This is a genomic window from uncultured Gemmiger sp. (genome assembly GCA_944388105.1).
Classification (GTDB): Bacteria; Bacillota; Clostridia; order Oscillospirales; family Ruminococcaceae; genus Gemmiger.
Map to the genome: position 1 here is coordinate 24988 of CALXHN010000006.1, position 18102 is coordinate 43089.

Annotated in this window: 18 protein-coding genes; 17 read left to right on the plus strand and 1 reads right to left on the minus strand. The window is 62.2% G+C overall.

Annotation, left to right across the window (positions count from 1 at the left end; all coding sequences use genetic code 11):
* From Q0K17_RS01450 to Q0K17_RS01475, 6 genes are all read left to right on the plus strand, one after another.
* The gene (locus tag Q0K17_RS01450; RefSeq protein ID WP_294539007.1) at positions 1-993 is read left to right on the plus strand and encodes a dipeptidase; all 993 of its coding nucleotides are present in this window, start codon (positions 1-3) and stop codon (positions 991-993) included.
* Between the two features lie 23 nt (positions 994-1016).
* The gene (locus tag Q0K17_RS01455) at positions 1017-1877 is read left to right on the plus strand and encodes a serine hydrolase (protein ID WP_294539010.1); all 861 of its coding nucleotides are present in this window, start codon (positions 1017-1019) and stop codon (positions 1875-1877) included.
* A gap of 16 nt (positions 1878-1893) precedes the next feature.
* Entirely contained in the window at positions 1894-2289 is a 396-nt protein-coding gene (locus Q0K17_RS01460) for a DUF3592 domain-containing protein (RefSeq protein WP_294539014.1), read from the plus strand.
* Positions 2290-2376: 87 nt separating this feature from the next.
* Positions 2377-3780 carry a DNA recombination protein RmuC gene (gene rmuC / locus Q0K17_RS01465; protein WP_294539017.1) on the plus strand — a complete coding sequence of 468 codons (1404 nt, stop codon included), beginning with the start codon at positions 2377-2379 and terminating at the stop codon, positions 3778-3780.
* 59 nt (positions 3781-3839) lie between these two features.
* Positions 3840-4358, plus strand: a complete 519-nt coding sequence (locus Q0K17_RS01470; protein WP_294539019.1) for a DUF308 domain-containing protein — start codon at positions 3840-3842, stop codon at positions 4356-4358.
* A 129-nt stretch (positions 4359-4487) separates the two neighbouring features.
* Positions 4488-5345 carry a DegV family protein gene (locus Q0K17_RS01475; RefSeq protein WP_294539021.1) on the plus strand — a complete coding sequence of 286 codons (858 nt, stop codon included), beginning with the start codon at positions 4488-4490 and terminating at the stop codon, positions 5343-5345.
* Positions 5346-5416: 71 nt separating this feature from the next.
* Here the strand turns inward: Q0K17_RS01475 and Q0K17_RS01480 are convergent, their stop codons facing one another.
* Positions 5417-6544, minus strand: a complete 1128-nt coding sequence (locus Q0K17_RS01480; protein ID WP_294539022.1) for a Gfo/Idh/MocA family oxidoreductase — start codon at positions 6542-6544, stop codon at positions 5417-5419.
* A 257-nt stretch (positions 6545-6801) separates the two neighbouring features.
* Between Q0K17_RS01480 and Q0K17_RS01485 the strand changes: the two genes are divergently transcribed.
* From Q0K17_RS01485 to Q0K17_RS01535, 11 genes are all read left to right on the plus strand, one after another.
* Positions 6802-7464 (plus strand): response regulator transcription factor, encoded by a 663-nt coding sequence (locus Q0K17_RS01485; protein WP_294539025.1) that lies wholly within the window; start codon positions 6802-6804, stop codon positions 7462-7464.
* A 254-nt stretch (positions 7465-7718) separates the two neighbouring features.
* Complete coding sequence (locus tag Q0K17_RS01490) at positions 7719-8597, plus strand: transporter substrate-binding domain-containing protein (protein WP_294539028.1); 879 nt, start codon at positions 7719-7721, stop codon at positions 8595-8597.
* Between the two features lie 100 nt (positions 8598-8697).
* Positions 8698-9465 (plus strand): amino acid ABC transporter permease, encoded by a 768-nt coding sequence (locus Q0K17_RS01495; protein ID WP_294539074.1) that lies wholly within the window; start codon positions 8698-8700, stop codon positions 9463-9465.
* The gene (locus Q0K17_RS01500; protein ID WP_294539031.1) at positions 9452-10168 is read left to right on the plus strand and encodes an amino acid ABC transporter ATP-binding protein; all 717 of its coding nucleotides are present in this window, start codon (positions 9452-9454) and stop codon (positions 10166-10168) included. Before Q0K17_RS01495 ends, Q0K17_RS01500 begins: the two co-directional genes overlap by 14 nt.
* 127 nt (positions 10169-10295) lie before the next feature.
* On the plus strand, positions 10296-11300 hold the full coding sequence (locus Q0K17_RS01505; protein ID WP_294539034.1) for an O-acetyl-ADP-ribose deacetylase: 1005 nt from the start codon (positions 10296-10298) through the stop codon (positions 11298-11300).
* 101 nt (positions 11301-11401) lie between these two features.
* Positions 11402-12061, plus strand: a complete 660-nt coding sequence (locus Q0K17_RS01510) for a vWA domain-containing protein (RefSeq protein ID WP_294539037.1) — start codon at positions 11402-11404, stop codon at positions 12059-12061.
* A 116-nt stretch (positions 12062-12177) separates the two neighbouring features.
* Entirely contained in the window at positions 12178-12717 is a 540-nt protein-coding gene (locus tag Q0K17_RS01515) for a gamma carbonic anhydrase family protein (protein WP_294539040.1), read from the plus strand.
* Between the two features lies 1 nt (position 12718).
* On the plus strand, positions 12719-13495 hold the full coding sequence (locus Q0K17_RS01520; protein WP_294539043.1) for an HAD family hydrolase: 777 nt from the start codon (positions 12719-12721) through the stop codon (positions 13493-13495).
* 235 nt (positions 13496-13730) lie between these two features.
* Positions 13731-14582, plus strand: coding sequence for a PRD domain-containing protein (locus tag Q0K17_RS01525; RefSeq protein WP_294539045.1), 852 nt, complete (start codon positions 13731-13733; stop codon positions 14580-14582).
* A gap of 252 nt (positions 14583-14834) precedes the next feature.
* The gene (locus Q0K17_RS01530; protein WP_294539047.1) at positions 14835-16541 is read left to right on the plus strand and encodes a PTS transporter subunit EIIC; all 1707 of its coding nucleotides are present in this window, start codon (positions 14835-14837) and stop codon (positions 16539-16541) included.
* A gap of 101 nt (positions 16542-16642) precedes the next feature.
* Positions 16643-18085, plus strand: coding sequence for a glycoside hydrolase family 1 protein (locus Q0K17_RS01535; protein ID WP_294539049.1), 1443 nt, complete (start codon positions 16643-16645; stop codon positions 18083-18085).
* Positions 18086-18102: the final 17 nt, after the last annotated feature.

An 18102-nucleotide genomic window follows, 5' to 3' on the forward strand; every position in this document is an offset into this window, starting at 1 on the left:
GTGAAAGTCTGGGACCTGCACTGCGATACCCTGTCCGAACTGCGCCATGCCCAGCTCAGCGGCGCCCCCAAGAGCTTTGCCCACAACGACCTGATGATCGACCTGCAGCGGCTGAAACAGTCCGGCTACGGCCTGCAGTGCTTTGCCTGCTTTGTGGATCTGGGCGCTCCCGAAGACCCCATGCACACCGCCCTGCAGGAGATGGACATCTTCCACACCCTGCTGGCCCAGTACCCCGATGATCTGGTCTGGGTGCGCACCGGGGAGGACGTGAAAAATCTGGCCAAAGAAAACCGCATCGGCGCCATGCTCACGGTGGAGGAGGGCGGCACCTGCCACGGGGACCCGGCCATCCTGCGGGACTTCTACCGCCTGGGCGTGCGGATGATGACCCTGACCTGGAACCACAAGAACGAGCTGGCCGAACCCAACGTGGGCCCTGATTACAACGAGGACACCTGGCCGGTGGCCCCCAACACCACCGGCGGCCTGACCGACCGGGGCGTGGAATTCGTGCAGGAGATGGAGCAGCTCCACATGCTGGTGGACGTGGCCCATCTGTCCGACGCGGGCATCCGGGACGTGCTGCAGCACAGCACCCGGCCTTTCGTGGCCAGCCACTCCAACGCCCGGGCCTGCTGCCCCCATGTGCGCAACCTGCCCGACGACCTGCTGAAAGCCATGGGAGAGAAGGGCTGCCTCATCGGGCTGAACTTCTGTCCGGCCTTCCTGGACGACAGCCCGGAACGCCATAATCTGAAAAGCCGGGTCACCGACATGGCCCGCCACGCAAAATACATCATGAACCTGGCGGGGGAGGACTGTCTGGCCCTGGGCAGTGATTTCGACGGCATCGGCGGCGAATTGGAGATCGCCGGCGCCCAGGACATGCCCCGTCTGGCCGAAGGCCTGTGCAGGGCGGGCCTCACCGAGACCCAGGTGGAAAAGATCTTCTGGAACAACGCCGCCCGTTTCTTTGCCGAAAACCTCTGAGCCTTATATAAAGGAGAATCCCCATGCCTTATCCATCCCTCACTCTGGAAAAACGCATCGACGCCGAACTCTGCGGCCTGGATGCCACCATGTGCGTCTACGCCGACGACCTGCGCGGCCATGTGGTGGAGCGCGGCGCCGACGAACCCTTTGAATCCGCCTCCACCATCAAGATCTTTGTGCTGGGCTGCCTGTATGACCGGGCGGAGCAGGGCAAGGCCAGCCTGGACGAGGTGCTGACCTATGAGGACCGGCACTTTGTGGACGGCTCCGGCATGATCCGCTCCTTAGGCCCCGGGGCCAAGCTGCGGGCCGGCGATGTGGCCACCCTCATGATCATCTGCAGCGACAACATCGCCACCAACATGCTCATCGACTACCTGGGTCTGGACACCATCAACGCCTTCATCCGTTCCATCGGCTGTGGGGCCACCACCCTCCACCGCCGTCTGGCCTCGGACAACTGGGGCGAGCCCCTGGGCACCATCACCCCCCGGGACATGGGCCGTTTCTTTGCCCTGCTGGCCAGGGGCGAGCTGGTCAGCCCCGCTGCCAGTGCGGCCATGCGCGCCATCCTGCGCCAGCAGCACTACAACGCCATGCTCACCGGCAACCTGCCCCCCTACTACACCGACGCCGAGGAATCCGGTGCCGATCCGGACCTGATCTACACCGCCAGCAAGAGCGGCAGCATGGATGCCTGCCGCAACGACGGCGGCCTGGTCCACACCCCCTACGGCGACTATGTGGTGGTGCTCATGTGCAAGGATTTTGCCAACAAGCTGGAAGTGAACGACCATCCCGCCTTTTTGTACGGCGCACGCGTGAGCCGCCTGCTGTTCGACCAGTATCTGGCGCTGGAAGGCAGCTTTTCCCTGACCTGACCCGGAGGTGCCTGCCATGACGATCCTGAATTTTGTGTACTGTGTGCTGGGTGCGGTGTTCATCGTGCTGGGCGCTGCCTGCCTGTGGGAAAAATACCGGGTGGTCCGCGGCGGTATGTGCCTGCCCGCCCGGGTGCTGGAATGCCGCCGGGTGGGCTCCTCCCGCCGCAAACGGGGCGGGGGATACTGCTATGTGGTGGAGTTCACCTCCCCCGACGGCATCCGCCATGTGGCCCCCACCAACGACTCCTTCTGGGCTGACCGCCCCAACAGCGTGGGTACGGTGGTGGAGATCTGGTACAACCCCGCCACCCCCGAAGTGGTGGAGCGCCGCAGCCTGGAAGCGGAGCTGCTGGGCGCCCTGTTCATCGCCATGGGCTTTGCGGTGATTTTCTGGCTGGGGCTGCGCTGATTTTTTTGTGAGAGAACAACAAATGGTTGTAACGGGCGGCTCCCTGTGGTATACTGAACCCATCAAACAAGAGGAGATAGAACACATATGGAACCGCTGATTTATCTGCTGCTGGTGCTGGCCCTGGTGGGGGACGTCCTGCTGGCCGCCGTACTGGTGCTGACCCTGCGCCGCAGCCGGGAGGAGGGGGATGACGGGCAGCTGGCCCGTACCCTGCAAAAGGTCATCGAATCCGAGACCGACCTGCTGGCCGACCAGCTGCGCGCCACCCAGGCCGAGACCGCCCGCTCCACCCAGGCATCGGTGCGGGATCTGGGCACCATTCTGGCCGAAAGCCAGCGCCAGAGCAGTGCCGCTGCCACCGCACGGCTGGAAGCCATCGACAAGGCGGGGGCTGCCCGCCAGAAAGCCGCCGGCGACGCCACCGCCGCCCAGCTGGCCCTGCTGGAAAACCGGCTCAAAGGCCTGGAAGACTCCAACGCCGCCCGTCTGGACGGCATGCGGGGGGCCCTGGTCCAGGGGCTGAACACCATCCGGGCGGACAACAACCGCAAGCTGGATGAGATCCGGGGCACGGTGGACGAGAAGCTGCAGGACACCCTGCAGAAGCGGATCTCCGAATCCTTCCGCACCGTCAGCGCCCAGCTGGAACAGGTGTACAAAGGCCTGGGCGAGATGCAGACCCTGGCCGCCGATGTGGGCGGCCTGAAACGGGTGCTCTCCGGCGTCAAGACCCGGGGCATGCTGGGCGAAGTGCAGCTGGGGGCCATCCTGCAGGAGATTTTGGCGCCCGGTCAGTATGCGGAAAATGTGGCCACCGTCCCGGGCAGCGCCAACCGGGTGGAATTCGCGGTGAAGCTGCCGGGGCAGGGGGGCACCGTCTGGATGCCCATCGACGCCAAGTTCCCCGGGGACAGCTACGCCAAGCTGGTGCAGGCCCGGGATTCCGGGGATGCCGCTGCCGTGGCCGCTGCCCGCAGGCAGCTGGACACGGTGCTGCGCCAGGAAGCCAAGGACATCCACGACAAGTACATCGAGGTGCCCTACACCACCGCTTTCGGCGTCCTCTTCCTGCCCTTTGAGGGGCTGTATGCGGAGGTGGTCTCCTCCGGCATGACCGAGAACTTGCAGCGGGAATTCCAGATCAGCGTGGCGGGCCCCTCCACCATGGCGGCCCTGCTCAACGCCCTGCAGATGGGATTCCGCACCCTGGCCATCCAGAAACGCTCCGGCGAGGTATGGCAGGTGCTGGCAGCGGTCAAGACTGAATTTGAAAAGTTCGGTACCGGTCTGCAGGCCATGCAGCGGCACCTGAACCAGACCGGCAGCGATCTGGAAGAACTCATCGGCACCCGCAGCCGGGCCATCACCCGCAAGCTGGAATCGGTGCAGCAGCTGGAACCCACCGAGGCCGCCGACCTGCTGGGGCTGGATGTGGACCCCGCCCCCGGTGCGGCACCCCGCCTGCGCCGCCGGGACAGCGATTCCTGATCCTGCCGGACCGGAAACAATCCCGGCCTCTGCCGGGAAAACAAAGGAGGCAATCTGCCATGAAACATCTGCAATGGGACCGTCTGGTCATGCCTGTGGCCGGGGTGGTGCTGGGTCTTTTCCTGGTGGCCCGTCCCTGGAACGCCACCGCCGCTCTGTGCAGCTTTATCGGCTGGCTGGTCCTGCTGGCCGGCATCTGCGGCATCGTCAATGCCCTGGCCTTCCAGCGCGCCACCTTCATCTCCAGCCCGCTGCTGCCCATCAGTGTGGGCGCGGCGGTCATCGGCTTTTTCTTCATCCTCAGCCCCGGCATGCTGGTCAGCCTGGTGGGCACCATCGTCTGTGTCTTTCTGCTGGTCACCGGCATGAGCAACATCCAGGCCGCCATGGCCCGCCGTGCCTGGGGGGACCGGGCCTGGTGGGTACCCCTGGCTGTGGGCATCGTCTGCGTGCTGCTGGGCCTGTATGCCCTGTTTGCGCCGGGGGCCTCCGCCGCCATGGTCATGCGGCTGGTGGGAATCATGATCCTGTGCTCCAGCGCGGTGAACCTGTTTGCGGTGCTGACCTGGCACGACTGAATCCCCGGAAAAAACTTTGCACAGCGGTTTAATTTTTGACATCCCGCAAAAATATGCTACAATAAAAAGAAACAAACGGTGGACCTTTTGCAGTCTGCACGGTTGCGCCGAGAAATGAGGCTTGCTGTTATGATCCGCATCCTGACCGACTCCGCCGCTGACCTGACCCCCGCCGACGCCAACCGTCCCGGGGTGACCATTGTACCCCTGCACGTGCTCTTTGCCGACGGTGAAACCATCCTGGACGGGGTGGACATGACCGGCGACGAATATTACGCCCGCCTGAGTGCGGAGGCCAAGCTGCCCCGCACCAGCCAGCCTTCCCCGGACACCTTCATCCAGTTCTTTGAGGAGGCCGCCGCCGCGGGGGATGAGGTACTGGCGGTGCTCATCTCCTCCAATCTGTCCGGCACCTACCAGTGCGCCCGTCTGGCCGCCGAAACCTGCGAGTTCGAGAACGTCCGCTTTGTGGATTCCCGCACCGCGTCTCAGGGCGAAGCCATCCTCATCCGGGAGGCCCTGCGCCTGCGGGAGGAGGGCAAGACCCTGGATGAGATCGCCGATGCCCTGGAGGAACTCAAGGGCCGCATCCGCATCCTGGGCATCGTGGACAGCCTGAAACACCTGCACAAGGGCGGCCGTCTGCCCGCTGCCGTGGCCCTGGTGGGCGGCGCACTGGGCATCAAGCCGGTGCTGTCGGTCATTGACGGCGAGATCAAGCTGGCCGATACCGCCCGGGGCCGTCCCGGCGCCATGGTGGCCCTGTTCAAGCAGATCGACAAGCTGGGCGGGGTGGATGCGCGCTACGGCTATGTGCTGCTTTATTCCGACCAGAAGACCATCACCGCTCCCATCCATCGCTATATGCACGAGAACCTGCACCTGTCCGGCGGCCGTGTGGCCCGCCTGGGTGCTGCCATCGGCACCCACATCGGACCGGGCTGTGCCGCCCTGGTCTTTGTGGCCAAGGAAGCCGACGCCGAATAAGTTCCCATAAAAAAGCAGCGCCGCCCCGGCATCACCGGGACGGCGCTTTTTCTTTGGGCGGGCCGGACTGTTCAGCCCTGCACAAGGCCCTGCTCTTCCTCCATCCGCTTCTGCAGCAGTTCCTCATATACGGCAGGGTCCACCGGCAGACGGACCTTGCGCTCCTGCCAGGCCGAAACATAGGCCGCGTTGGTCAGTTCCACCGTCCGCAGGCCATCCTCCCCGTCGGCGATCAGGGGGACGCCCCTGCGCAGATGGTCACAGAAATTCTGCAGGATCGTCTGGTATACTTCCGGGTTGGCCTGTACCGGGATCTCCCGGCTGTGATGGGCCAGTTTCCCGTATATCTCCCGGTTGACGGCGGCGTATTCAGTGGTGGTCATCTCATTTTCATCCAGGAAGAGGCGGGCGGTGTCCTCCACGCACAGCCGTCCCTTTTCTCCCCAGATCTCCAGCCGGTTCACCCCCGGATTTTCCCCGGTGGAACTGATATAGGTGCCGTGCAGGCCGCTGTCATAGTACAGCTGCATGTCCACCGCGTCATCCACCGTGATGGGCGCATACCGCCCGAAGGACAGGTCGGCGTACACCCCGTCCGGTGCCCCCAGCAGCCACTGCCAGATATCCAGATAATGCTGGCTCTGGTTGATCAGCAGACCGCCGCGCTCTCCCAGCCAGCTGCTGCGCCAGGGCGAAGACTGGTGGTACGCCGGGGTGCGGAACCAGGTGTTGCACACCCAGACCGCCCGCACGGGGGTCCCCACGGCGCCGGCCTGCAGCAGCTCCCGCGCCTTGCCGAAAGCCGCGTTGGCCCGGGTGTTGAACATCATCCCGAAGCTGACCCCCGCCGTGCGGGCCTGGTCCACCAGCGCCCGCACATCCCGGGCGTATACGCCGGCGGGCTTGTCCAGCAGGATGTGCTTGCCGGCCGCCACCATCCGGCGTGCGATCTGCACATGGCTGGTGTGGGGCGTCACGATGAGGGCGGCATCAAAATCCCCGGCGTGGGCCAGGGGGTCCTCCACATCCCGGTAGATGGCCACCCCCGGGTATTCCTCCCGCAGAAGCTGCTGCCCGGGGGCGTTGCGGCAGCATACGCCGGCGAGCACCATGCCCTCCACTTCCTTGTCCCGCAGCATGGCGGCGTACTTGCGCCCCATGCCGCCAAACCCGATCAGAACCATCCTTACCTGCTGCATGGCAAAACCTCCCTGCACGGCCCCGGGCCGCGTTTTTCCCCATTATACCATGGGCCTGTAAAGAAGGCAAAACAAAAGAAAAACGTGCAAATATTGTCATAAAACGAAAAAAACACACAAAAAATCCCTTGGGCTGTAACATCTTCGATACATGAATCGTTATATAGTATAAGCGGGGTTTTCCTTGCGGCAGAGAAACTCCGCCCGGATTTGCGGGGGAAGATTGCGGAATATCTATGTAAAGAGGCTGTTGAAGTATGGCAACGATCCTGATTGTTGAAAACGAACACGCCATCGCACAGCGCATGGCGGTGAATCTGCACCTGGTCGGACATAACTGTGACCAGGCTGAAACGGCACAGCAGGCGGCGGAACTGGACCGCCGCAAGGTATACGATCTGGTGATCCTGGACCTGGATGCTCCCGGTTCCGGCGGTTTTGAAGGCGTGCATGCCTGGGAAAACGGCCATCCCGCACTGGTGCTGGCGTCCCAGTCCCGTCTGTCCTCCTGCCCGGAGGCGCTGCGCGCCCTGTGTCTGGCCAAGCCCTTTGAGGTCATGGAACTGGTGGGGGCCGTGCAGCATACCCTGGGTGCCGGGGCGGCGTCCGGGCAGGAGTTCCACTTCCATGACATCGAGGTGGACATGGCCGGCCGTCAGGTGCTGCGGGGCGGGCATACCGTGTCCCTGACCCCCCAGGAATACTCCCTGCTGGAAACCCTGGTGCTCAACCGCAACCTGGCCCTCAGCCGGACCAAGCTGCTGGAGATCGCCTGGGGCTACGGCTACCAGGGCGCCACCCGCACGGTGGATGTCCATATCCAGCGCCTGCGCCGCAAGCTGGGCCTGGAAAAGGAGATCCAGACCGTGTACAAGATCGGCTACCGCCTGAACACCCGGGAGGAAGTCGGGGCTGTTTGACGCGCCTTCGCAGGAAATGAGAGCATGCCTGTTCCGGTTCTTTTGCCGGGGCGGGCTTTTTTCGTGCAAAAACTGCCAAAAAAGCAAAGGGGGACCCGGAGCCTTTTGCACGAACTGCTGAAAATAGAAGGATGTAATATTTATTCATTGACAATGAATAAATACAAATCTATACTAAAGGGTATCCCGGCGGCGCATGTCCGCCGGTTCAAGAGGGAAAAGAACAGAACATTGTACAAAAAGAGGGTTATTACATGAAAAAGCTTCTTTCCGTTTTGCTGGCCGCCGGCATGGTGTTCAGCGTGACCGCCTGCGGCGCTTCCTCTGAGAGCACCGCTTCCACCGAGACCAACACTGCCGAGGCCGCCAGCGCTGAGACTGCTTCCACCGAGACCGCTTCCGGCGAGTTCACCACCGTCACCGACGGCGTGCTGACCATGTCCACCAACGCCGCCTTCCCCCCGTACGAGATGACCACCGACAGCGGTGACTTCGAGGGCATCGATGTGGAGATCGCCGGCGCCATCGCCGACAAGCTGGGCCTGGAGCTCCAGGTCGACGATATGGACTTTGACGCGGCGCTGCTGGCTGTGCAGCAGGGCAAGAGCGACATGGTCATGGCCGGCGTTACCGTCACCGACGAGCGCAAGGCTGTCATGAACTTCACCGACTCTTACGCCAACGGCATCCAGTCCGTCATCGTGCTGGAAGATTCCGACATCGCCTCCATCGATGACATGCAGGGCAAGCTCATCGGCACCCAGGCCGGCACCACCGGTTACATCTACTGCTCCGACACCCCGGAAAACGGCGGTTTCGGTGAGGACAACGTCATCGCCTACGACAACGGCATCACCGCTGTGCAGGCTCTGATGAACGGCCAGGTGGACTGCGTGGTCATCGACAACGCTCCTGCGCAGGAGTTCGTCAAGGCCAACCCCGGTCTGAAGATCCTGGACACCGAGTACGCCAATGAGGACTACGCCATCGGCGTCAACAAGGACAACACCGCTCTGCTGGATGCCATCAACGGCGCCCTGGCCGAACTGAAGGCTGACGGCACTGTGGACTCCATCGTTGCCAAGTACATCAACACCGACAGCGGCGACGCTGCCAGCAGCACGGCTGAATAAGCACACAACGGCGTGAACAGCGCCGCGTGGCGGCCCCGGAAGGGCCGCCTCTTTTGTGGTTTTACACATTCCGACGAAAGGCGGCTCCTTCATGGCATACCTGACCCAACAATTTGAAATCCTGTCGGCTCTGGCCGATAACGGCGGGGATCTGACTGCCTGGCAGGACGGATTCCTCAAGTTCTACCGGGCGTTCCTGGCCAATGACCGCTGGCTGCAGTACATCGAGGGCGTGGGCACCACCCTGGTGGTCACGGCGGTGGCCCTGGCCATCGGCGTGATCCTGGGCGGCACTGTGGCCCTGGTGCGTGTGGCCCACGACCAGCAGCGCCCCCACCACCGCAACGCGCTCCTGGGCTTTGTGAACGGCGCGTTCAAGGTCTATGTCACCGTCATCCGCGGTACCCCCATGATGGTGCAGCTGCTGATCATGGGCATGGTCATCTTTGCCTCCAGCCGCAACTTCACCATGGTGGGCGCCCTGACCCTGGGCATCAACTCCGGCGCCTATGTGTCCGAGATCATCCGCGGCGGCCTGATGGCCGTGGACCCCGGCCAGATGGAAGCCGGCCGCAGCCTGGGCCTGAATTACATCACCACCATGGTCAAGATCATCATTCCCCAGGCCATCCGCTCCATCCTGCCGGCCCTGGGCAATGAGTTCATCGTCCTGCTCAAGGATACCTCCCTGATCACCGTTATCGGCGGCAAGGAACTGCTGTATGCGGCCCAGGGCATTTACAGCCGCACCTATGAGTGCATGTACCCGCTGCTGGGCATCGCCGTCATCTATCTGGTGCTGGTCATGATCTTTACCTGGCTGCTGGGCAAGTTTGAAAGGAGGCTGGCGCAGAGTGATCGTCGTTAAGGGACTGAAGAAAAGCTACAATGGTCTGCAGGTCCTGAAGGGTGTGGACCTGACCATTAACAAGGGCGACGTGGTGGTGCTGGTCGGGCCTTCCGGCTGCGGCAAGTCCACCTTCCTGCGCTGCCTGAACCGGCTGGAAGAGCCGGACGAGGGCACCGTCACCCTGGACGGCCAGGAAGTCACCGAGAAGGGCATCGACGCCATGCGCGCCAAGATGGGCATGGTGTTCCAGCACTTCAACCTCTTCCCCCACCTGACAGTGAAGAAGAACATCACCCTGGCCCCGGTGCACCTGGGCCTGATGGACCAGGCCACCGCCGACGCCAAGGCCATGGAACTGCTGGAACGCATCGGTCTGGCGGACAAGGCCGATACCTACCCCAACATGCTTTCCGGCGGCCAGAAACAGCGCATTGCCATTGTGCGTGCCCTGGCCATGAACCCGGAAGTGCTGCTCTTTGACGAGCCTACCAGCGCCCTGGACCCCGAAATGGTGGGCGAGGTGCTGGAACTCATGAAGGAGCTGGCCAAGGGCGGCATGACCATGGTGGTGGTCACCCATGAGATGGGCTTTGCCCGGGAGGTGGCCAACCGGGTCATCTTCATCGACGAGGGCGTGGTCAAGGTGGACAAGCCCCCGCAGGAATTTTTCAGCCGTATCGAGAACGAGCGTCTCAAGGCCTTTTTGTCCAAGGTCCTGTGACGCTGTGGGCGGTCCCGCCGGTCGGCGGGGCTGTTTTTTTGTTGTGCGGCGTCCAGGCCCGTTTACAAAAAGGGGCGGGGCGTCTACAATAAAGACAAAACCGTCCCGATGTAAGGAGGAACCCGTTATGCCGCTGCAGATCGTCCGGAACGACATCACCAGGATGAAGGTGGATGCCATTGTCAACGCCGCCAACACCTCCCTGTTGGGCGGAGGCGGGGTGGATGGCTGCATCCACCGGGCCGCCGGACCGGGGCTGCTGGCCGAATGCCGCACCCTGGGCGGCTGCAGGACCGGCGACGCCAAGATCACCGGGGGATATGCGCTGCCCTGCCGGTACGTCATTCACACGGTGGGGCCGGTATGGCGGGGCGGCACCCACGGGGAACGGGAACTTCTGGCCTCCTGCTACCGCACCTCCCTGGAACTGGCCGCCGCACACAACTGTGAAACGGTGGCCTTTCCCCTGATCTCCTCGGGGGTGTACGGCTATCCCAAGGTCCAGGCCCTGCAGGTGGCGGTGGACACCATCCGGGACTTCCTGGCCGACCGGGAAATGACCGTCTACATGGTCCTGTTCGACCGGGACTCCACCACCATCGGCCAGCAGCTCTTCACGGATCTCCGCTCCTATATTGATGACCGGTACGAGGATGTGTACGCCACCTCCTACGCCGAGCACACCCGCCATCTCCAGGCGCTTCTGGAGGATATGGCGCAGGCCGCACCGTCCATCGACGCGCCGCCCTGCGCGGCCATGTCCGCCTCCCTGGAAGAGGCCCTGGACGGCCTGGATGAAAGCTTTTCCCAGATGCTGCTGCGCAAGATCGACGAGAAGGGCATGACCGATGTGCAGTGCTATAAAAAGGCCAACATCAGCCGCAAGCTGTTTTCCAAGATCCGCAGCCACAAGCTGTACCGGCCCAGCAAGGCCACGGCGCTGGCTTTTGCCATTGCCCTGGAACTGTCTTTGCAGGAGACCCGGGAACTGCTGATGAAAGCGGGGTTTGCCCTGTCCCGCAGCAGCAAGGCGGATATCATTGTGGAATATTTCATCGAACACGGCAACTATGATATCTTTGCCATCAACGAGGCCCTGTTCGCCTTTGACCAGAACCTGCTGGGCGGCTGAATGTCGCCTGACGGGCGACCGCTTTTTCTCCGTGATCCGGTATGATGGATGCACAAGGACAGGCAATCCAACCCATTCACACCAGAACGGAGGAAAATCCCATGCAAGAAAATCTGACCGAACTCGTGTTCATTCTGGACCGCAGCGGTTCCATGAGCGGCCTGGAAGCCGATACCATCGGCGGCTTCAACTCCATGATCGAAAAGCAGAAGAAGGAGCCGGGGGAAGTGCTGGTCTCCACCGTCCTCTTCGACAATGTCAGCCAGGTCATTCATGACCGGGTGGACCTGCGGGAGATCCGGCCCATGACCGAGCGGGACTACACCGTCCGGGGGTGCACCGCCCTGCTGGATGCCATCGGCGGTGCCATCCACCACATTTCCAATGTGCACAAATACATCCGGACGGAGGACGTGCCGGCGCACACCCTGTTCGTCATCACCACCGACGGCATGGAAAACGCCAGCCGCCGCTACAGCGCTCCGGAAGTGCGCAGCATGATCGAACGCCAGCAGAAGGTGTACGGCTGGGAGTTCCTGTTCCTGGGCGCCAACATCGACGCGGTGGGGACGGCCCGGCGGTTCGGCATCGGCGCGGACCATGCGGTGAATTACCACGCCGACTCCGCCGGCACCCGCCTGAACTACGACGTGCTCAGCGATGCGGTCAGCGCGGTGCGCTGCGACTGCCCGCTGGATGCCGGCTGGAAGATGCGGATCGATGAGGATTACCAGAAACGGGAGCAGCGCGGCAGGCGCTGAGCACCTTACGGGAAGGCCGGGGCTTGTGCCCCGGCTTTTCCTTTGGGGAACAAGACACTTTACATGGTGTGTCCGGGTATTGTATCATAGAAACCGGAACAAGGGGGAATGGGAAAATGCCCGAGATCGAGTATAACGGACAGGCCCCGCAGGCGGCAGCAGCCGCCTTTGTGGCGCCCACGGCGGTGCTGGCGGGGGATGTGACCCTGGAAGAAGGCAGCAGTGTCTGGTACGGAGCGGTGCTCCGGGCGGACACCGGCCGCATCCGGGTGGGAAAGGACTCCAACGTGCAGGACAACGCCGTGCTGCACACCGGCCCGGACCTGGATGTGGTCATCGGGGACCGGGTGAGCATCGGCCACAGCGCCGTGGTCCACGGCTGTACCGTGGGGGACGACTGCCTCATCGGCATGCACGCCACCGTGCTCAACGGGGCGGTGCTGGGGCAGGGCAGCCTGATTGCCGCGGGCGCCCTGGTCACCGAAAACACCGTCATTCCGCCCCACAGTCTGGTCATGGGGGTCCCCGGCAAGGTGCGGGGGACCGTCACGCCGGAAAAGGCGGCGGAACTGATCCATAATGTGCGGGAATACTGTGATCTGGCCGGGGCCCATGCCCGGGCCTGCGGAAAAGGGAAAGAGGGAAAGGAAGAGTAAGATGGCAGTGAAGATGATCTGCAGCGACCTGGACGGCACACTGCTGCCCTACGGGCAGAGCGCCATCAGCGGCGAGATCTGTGAGGAGATCCGGGAACTGGCCGGCCGCGGCATCCTGTTCTGTCCGGCCAGCGGCCGGCAGTACACCAGCCTGCGCAAGCTTTTTGCCCCGGTGGCGGAACACTGTGTGTTCCTGTGCGAAAACGGGGGCATCGTCTTTCAGGAAGGCAAGGCCATCGCCAAGACCCCCATGCCCCGGGACCTGGCCGAAGCCATCGCCTGGGATATGTGGAACAACTCCGACGGCCGGGGGGAGGTCATGCTCTCGGGGGAGAACATGAGCTACCTCATGGAGCGGGGCATCGGCATGCACCACCGCATCCATGAGATCGGCAACAACCACACCGTCATCACCGACCCGGCCCAGATCCCGGAGGAGATCATCAAGGTCAGCGTCTACCTGCCCGACGGGGTGGGGGCCTACGCCGACCGGTTCGTGCCCAAATGGAAGCAGGCCAACGCCGCGGTGGCGGGGCCTTACTGGATCGACACCACCCTGGCCAACAAGGGAATAGGGGTGCAGAGCCTGTGCGATGCCCTGGGCTTTTCTCCCGCGGAGGTCATGGCTTTCGGGGACAACTACAACGATGTGGCCATGCTGGACCTGGTGGGACACCCCTATATCATGGAGACGGCCGCCGCCGAACTGCGGGGGCGCTACGCCGACCACACCCCCCGGCCGGAGGAGACGATCCGTCGCTTGCTGCAAAGCCTATGATCAATTTGAACAAATCACCGTTTATAAATTTGTTCAAAAAAGTTATGGAAAAGTTATGGGCAAATTTTGAATAAACGGGTATCATATGTACAGAAACAAGGTTGTTACTCACCTCCGAGGCATTACTTGTACACAGCGACCCATGGAATTGAATGTGTCGGCTGGCGTATATGCCTTTGAGGTTATTTTTTTGTCAAAAAAGCTTGCAGCCAACATTCTGACCAGGTGGGATCGCATGGAAATCATCAAAAAGATCAACAACAACAGCGCCCTGGCCCGGGATGCCAAGGGCCACGAAGTGGTTGTGTTCGGCAAGGGGATCGGGTTTCCGCCCACCCCCTATGAGCTGGAAGATCTGAGCAAGATCCAGCGTACCTTCTACTATGTGGATGACAAATACTATGCGCTGCTGCAGGAGGTTCCGGAAGAAATTTTCCTGGCTGCCGACGACATTGCGGAGGACGCCAACGAGGAACTGAACTGCGACCTCAATCCCAATCTGGCCTTCATTCTGGCCGACCATCTGAACTTTGCCATCGAGCGCACCCGCGCGGGCATGACCCTGCGCACGCCGCTTGCCTACGATATCCGCCACCTGTACCCCAATGAGTACAAGCTGGGACGCAGTGCCCTGCACATGCTGCGGGACCGCCTGAAGGTGGAGCTTCCGGAGCAGGAAGCCGTCAGCATTGCCTTGCACATCATCAACGCCGAAGCCGAAAACAGCGATATGCACGCCACCATGCAGAGCGCGCAGATCATCACCGAGCTCACCGAGATCGTGGAACAGGCATTCGGCATCACCCTGGACCGGGACAGCTTCAACTATTCCCGCTTCGCCATGCACCTGCGGTATCTGGTGCAGCGGATGATGCAGGGCAGCCCCCTTCCCGCCGATGCCGGCAGCCGGGACCTGTTTCTGGCCGTGCGGCGCCAGTACCCCGAAATCTACACCTGCACCCGGCAGGTCTCCCGCTACCTCAAGGACCGCTACGGCTGGACCTGTACCGAGGAAGAGGAACTGTACCTGACCATGCACATCCACCGCGTCAAGTCGGAGCAGCAGCCCGACAAGGACGCCGAATAAAGTTTCCAGGACAATTCTAGGATCGTTACCCGTACTCAGCTTGCGGGGCGTCACCCAAAACACTGTCCCGCAGCCGTATGACCCCTGTGGCCGTACTGCCGGTGCGGAAATTGTGTTTTGGGTCCTTTTTTTTGCCGGAACCTGTCTTGTTTTCCCGTTGGTATGTCTACGCCCGGCGCGCGAGGGCGGTGCATATACATTTTCCGCGGTAACGCGGCATCCCCGTATGATTGCTTTGAGAGGTGATCTGCTATGGAGCCGAACCGGACCCCGGGCCATCTGCCCGCGGAATTCCTTCCGCCTTTGGGCGGTGCGGCCAACATTGCGGACGCCTCCCGCCGGGGCAGCCGCCTTTCGGTCTCCGTCAAGGACCAGAGCCTGACGGACCCCCACGCTCTGGCAGCATTGCCGGGTGTGGCGGGCTGCACGGTACGAAACGGCCGTGTGCGGATCGAACTGACCGAAGAGTCTCACCAAACAGTAAAGGAGAATCGTCTTATGCCCAGAAAATACGATGGTCTCGCCCGCATTATCATCCAGAACGTGGGCGGCAAATCCAACATCAACAGTGTGGCCCACTGCATCACCCGCCTGCGCTTCAAGCTGAAGGATGAATCCAAGGCCAACAAGGAAGTCCTGGAAGCCACCGACGGCGTCATCAAGGTCATGCAGTCCGGCGGCCAGTATCAGGTCGTTATCGGCAACAACGTCACCGACGTGTACGACGCCGTGCTGGAAGTGGGTCACTTCCAGGGCGCCGGCACCGTGGACGAGGACGGCAACGCCACCGATGACGGCGATGCCGACGGCGGCAAGAAGAGCCCCGTGAGCATCCTCATTGATATGATCTCCGGCGTCATCCAGCCCACCCTGGGTGTGCTGGCCGCTACCGGCATCATCAAGGGCCTGCTGGCTCTGTTCTCCTTCCTGGGCATCCTGCCCGAGACCAGCGGCACCTACCAGGTGCTGTACGCCGTGGACGACGGCTTCTTCTACTTCCTGCCCATCATCCTGGGCTACACCGCCGCCAAGAAGTTCAAGATGAACGAATTCATCGGCATGGCCATCGGCATCGCCCTGTGCTATCCCAACATGGTCAACATCACCAGCGGCGAGGTGCTGGGTTCCCTGTTCACCGGCACTGCCTTCGAGATGAGCTACTACACCACCTTCCTGGGCATCCCGGTCATCATGCCCGCTTCCGGCTACACCAGCTCGGTCGTGCCCATCATCATCGCCTGCGGCGTGGGCGCCATGCTGGAAAAATGGCTGCGTAAGGTCATTCCCGACGTCATCAAGCTCTTCGTCGTGCCCTTCATCACCCTGGTCGTCATGGTCCCCCTGAGCTACCTGGTCATCGGCCCCGTCGCCACCGTCCTGTGCAACCTGCTCACCGCCATCTTCAGCGCCATCTACGGCATCCCCGTGGTGGGCGGCCTCATCGCCGGCGTTCTCATCGGTGCCTTCTGGCAGGTCCTGGTCATCTTCGGCCTGCACTGGGGCCTGGTTCCTCTGGCGCTCATCAACTACTCCAACCTGGGCTATGACTTCATCCTCAGCCCCTACTTCTGCGTCTCCTTCGCCCAGACCTTCGTTGTTCTGGCCATGCTGCTCAAGACCCGTGACGACAAGATGAAGAAGGTCGCTCTGCCCGCCTTCATCTCCGGCATCTTCGGCGTCACTGAACCCGCCATCTACGGCGTCACCCTGCCCAAGAAGAAGCCCTTCGTCTACTCCTGCATCGGCGGTGCCGTGGGCGGCGCCTTCATCGGCTTCATGGGCACCCGCAGCTTCACCATGGGCGGCCTGGGCCTGTTCGGCCTGCCCAGCTACATCGACACCATCGGTGACACCGGCATCCAGAACCTGATCTATGTGCTCATCGGCACCGTGATCGCCTCTGTGATCGGCTTTGTGCTCACCTGGGTCCTGTACAAGGATGAACCCGCCAAGAAGTAAGCAATTTTCCTGAACCTGTTCTGACCGCGGAGCCGCCGGAAAGCGGCGGCTCCTTTGTGCGGTCCGGCAAATAATCCACCGAAATCGGGAGGTATTCTGTTATGGCTTCGGTTTTTCGCAAAGATTTCCTGTGGGGCGGTGCCTGTGCCGCCAACCAGTTCGAAGGCGCCTGGGATGTGGACGGCAAGGGCCCCAGCATCCCCGATATGTGCACCAACGGCACCCACACCACCCCCAAACTGCTGACCCCCACCATTGAACCGGACAAGTTCTACCCCAGCCATGAGGCCATCGACTTCTATCATCACTACGAGGAGGACATCGCCCTCTTTGCCGAGATGGGCTTCAAGACCTTCCGTACATCCATCAACTGGACCCGCATCTTCCCCACCGGGGAGGAGACCGAGCCCAACGAGGCCGGTCTGGCCTTCTATGACCGCGTTTTCGACTGCTGCAAGAAGCACGGCATCGAACCCCTGGTCACCATCAGCCACTATGAGCTGCCCTACGCCCTGGTGGAAAAGTACAACGGCTGGGCGGACCGCAAGCTGGTGGACTTTTTCATGAACTACTGCAAGGCCATCTTTGCCCGGTACCAGGGCAAGGTCAAGTACTGGCTGACCTTCAACGAGATCAACGCCGGCATGATGCCCTTCGGCGGCGTGCTCTCCCTGGGCACCTGCCAGGGCTACCGCGGCCCCGCCGTGGCCATGCCCGACGACCCCCAGACCCGCCTGCAGGCCCTGCACCATCAGTTCATCGCCAGCGCCCTGGCCGTGAAGTACGCCCATGACAACTACCCCGAATACAAGATGGGCAACATGGACTGCTTCATCACCAGCTATCCCTACACCTGCGACCCGGCGGACATCCTGGCCAACCAGCAGGCCATGCGCAAGACCAACTGGTACTGCTCCGACGTGCAGGTCCGGGGCGAATACCCGGCCTTTGCCAAGCGCCTGTGGGAGGACCTGGGCGTGACCATCCACATGGAACCCGGCGATGCCGAGATCCTGAAGGAAGGCACCGTGGACTTCTACACCTTCAGCTACTACATGTCCAACTGCATCACCACCCACAAGGATGCCGCCAGGACCGACGGCAACGTGGCCCAGGGCTTCAAGAACCCCTACCTGCAGGCCTCCGAGTGGGGCTGGCAGATCGACCCCCAGGGCCTGCGCTACAGCCTGAACGAGATCTATGACCGCTACCGCATCCCCCTGATGGTGGTGGAAAACGGTCTGGGCGCCCGGGATACCCTGGAAGCCGACGGCACGGTTCACGACAGCTACCGCATCGACTACCTGCGCCAGCACATCGAGCAGATGGCCGAGGCCGTCAAGGACGGCGTGGACCTGATGGGCTACACCCCCTGGGGCTGCATCGACCTGGTCTCCGCTTCCACCGGTGAGATGGCCAAGCGCTACGGCTTCATCTACGTCAACAAGTACGATGACGGCACCGGCGACTACAGCCGCCTGCGCAAGGATTCCTTCTACTGGTACAAGAAGGTCATCGCCACCAACGGTGAGGACCTGACCTGATCCGACATTCTCCGCTT

Excerpts from the sequence above, each read along its gene's own strand:
- Q0K17_RS01535 (WP_294539049.1), top strand. The coding sequence starts at position 16,643 with ATGGCTTCGGTTTTTCGCAAAGATTTCCTGTGGGGCGGTGCCTGTGCC.
- Q0K17_RS01490 (WP_294539028.1), top strand. The coding sequence starts at position 7,719 with ATGAAAAAGCTTCTTTCCGTTTTGCTGGCCGCCGGCATGGTGTTCAGC.
- rmuC (WP_294539017.1), top strand. The coding sequence starts at position 2,377 with ATGGAACCGCTGATTTATCTGCTGCTGGTGCTGGCCCTGGTGGGGGAC.
- Q0K17_RS01510 (WP_294539037.1), top strand. The coding sequence starts at position 11,402 with ATGCAAGAAAATCTGACCGAACTCGTGTTCATTCTGGACCGCAGCGGT.
- Q0K17_RS01475 (WP_294539021.1), top strand. The coding sequence starts at position 4,488 with ATGATCCGCATCCTGACCGACTCCGCCGCTGACCTGACCCCCGCCGAC.
- Q0K17_RS01505 (WP_294539034.1), top strand. The coding sequence starts at position 10,296 with ATGCCGCTGCAGATCGTCCGGAACGACATCACCAGGATGAAGGTGGAT.
- Q0K17_RS01470 (WP_294539019.1), top strand. The coding sequence starts at position 3,840 with ATGAAACATCTGCAATGGGACCGTCTGGTCATGCCTGTGGCCGGGGTG.
- Q0K17_RS01520 (WP_294539043.1), top strand. The coding sequence starts at position 12,719 with ATGGCAGTGAAGATGATCTGCAGCGACCTGGACGGCACACTGCTGCCC.
- Q0K17_RS01515 (WP_294539040.1), top strand. The coding sequence starts at position 12,178 with ATGCCCGAGATCGAGTATAACGGACAGGCCCCGCAGGCGGCAGCAGCC.
- Q0K17_RS01455 (WP_294539010.1), top strand. The coding sequence starts at position 1,017 with ATGCCTTATCCATCCCTCACTCTGGAAAAACGCATCGACGCCGAACTC.
- Q0K17_RS01530 (WP_294539047.1), top strand. The coding sequence starts at position 14,835 with ATGGAGCCGAACCGGACCCCGGGCCATCTGCCCGCGGAATTCCTTCCG.
- Q0K17_RS01480 (WP_294539022.1), bottom strand. The coding sequence starts at position 6,544 with ATGCAGCAGGTAAGGATGGTTCTGATCGGGTTTGGCGGCATGGGGCGC.
- Q0K17_RS01460 (WP_294539014.1), top strand. The coding sequence starts at position 1,894 with ATGACGATCCTGAATTTTGTGTACTGTGTGCTGGGTGCGGTGTTCATC.
- Q0K17_RS01485 (WP_294539025.1), top strand. The coding sequence starts at position 6,802 with ATGGCAACGATCCTGATTGTTGAAAACGAACACGCCATCGCACAGCGC.
- Q0K17_RS01525 (WP_294539045.1), top strand. The coding sequence starts at position 13,731 with ATGGAAATCATCAAAAAGATCAACAACAACAGCGCCCTGGCCCGGGAT.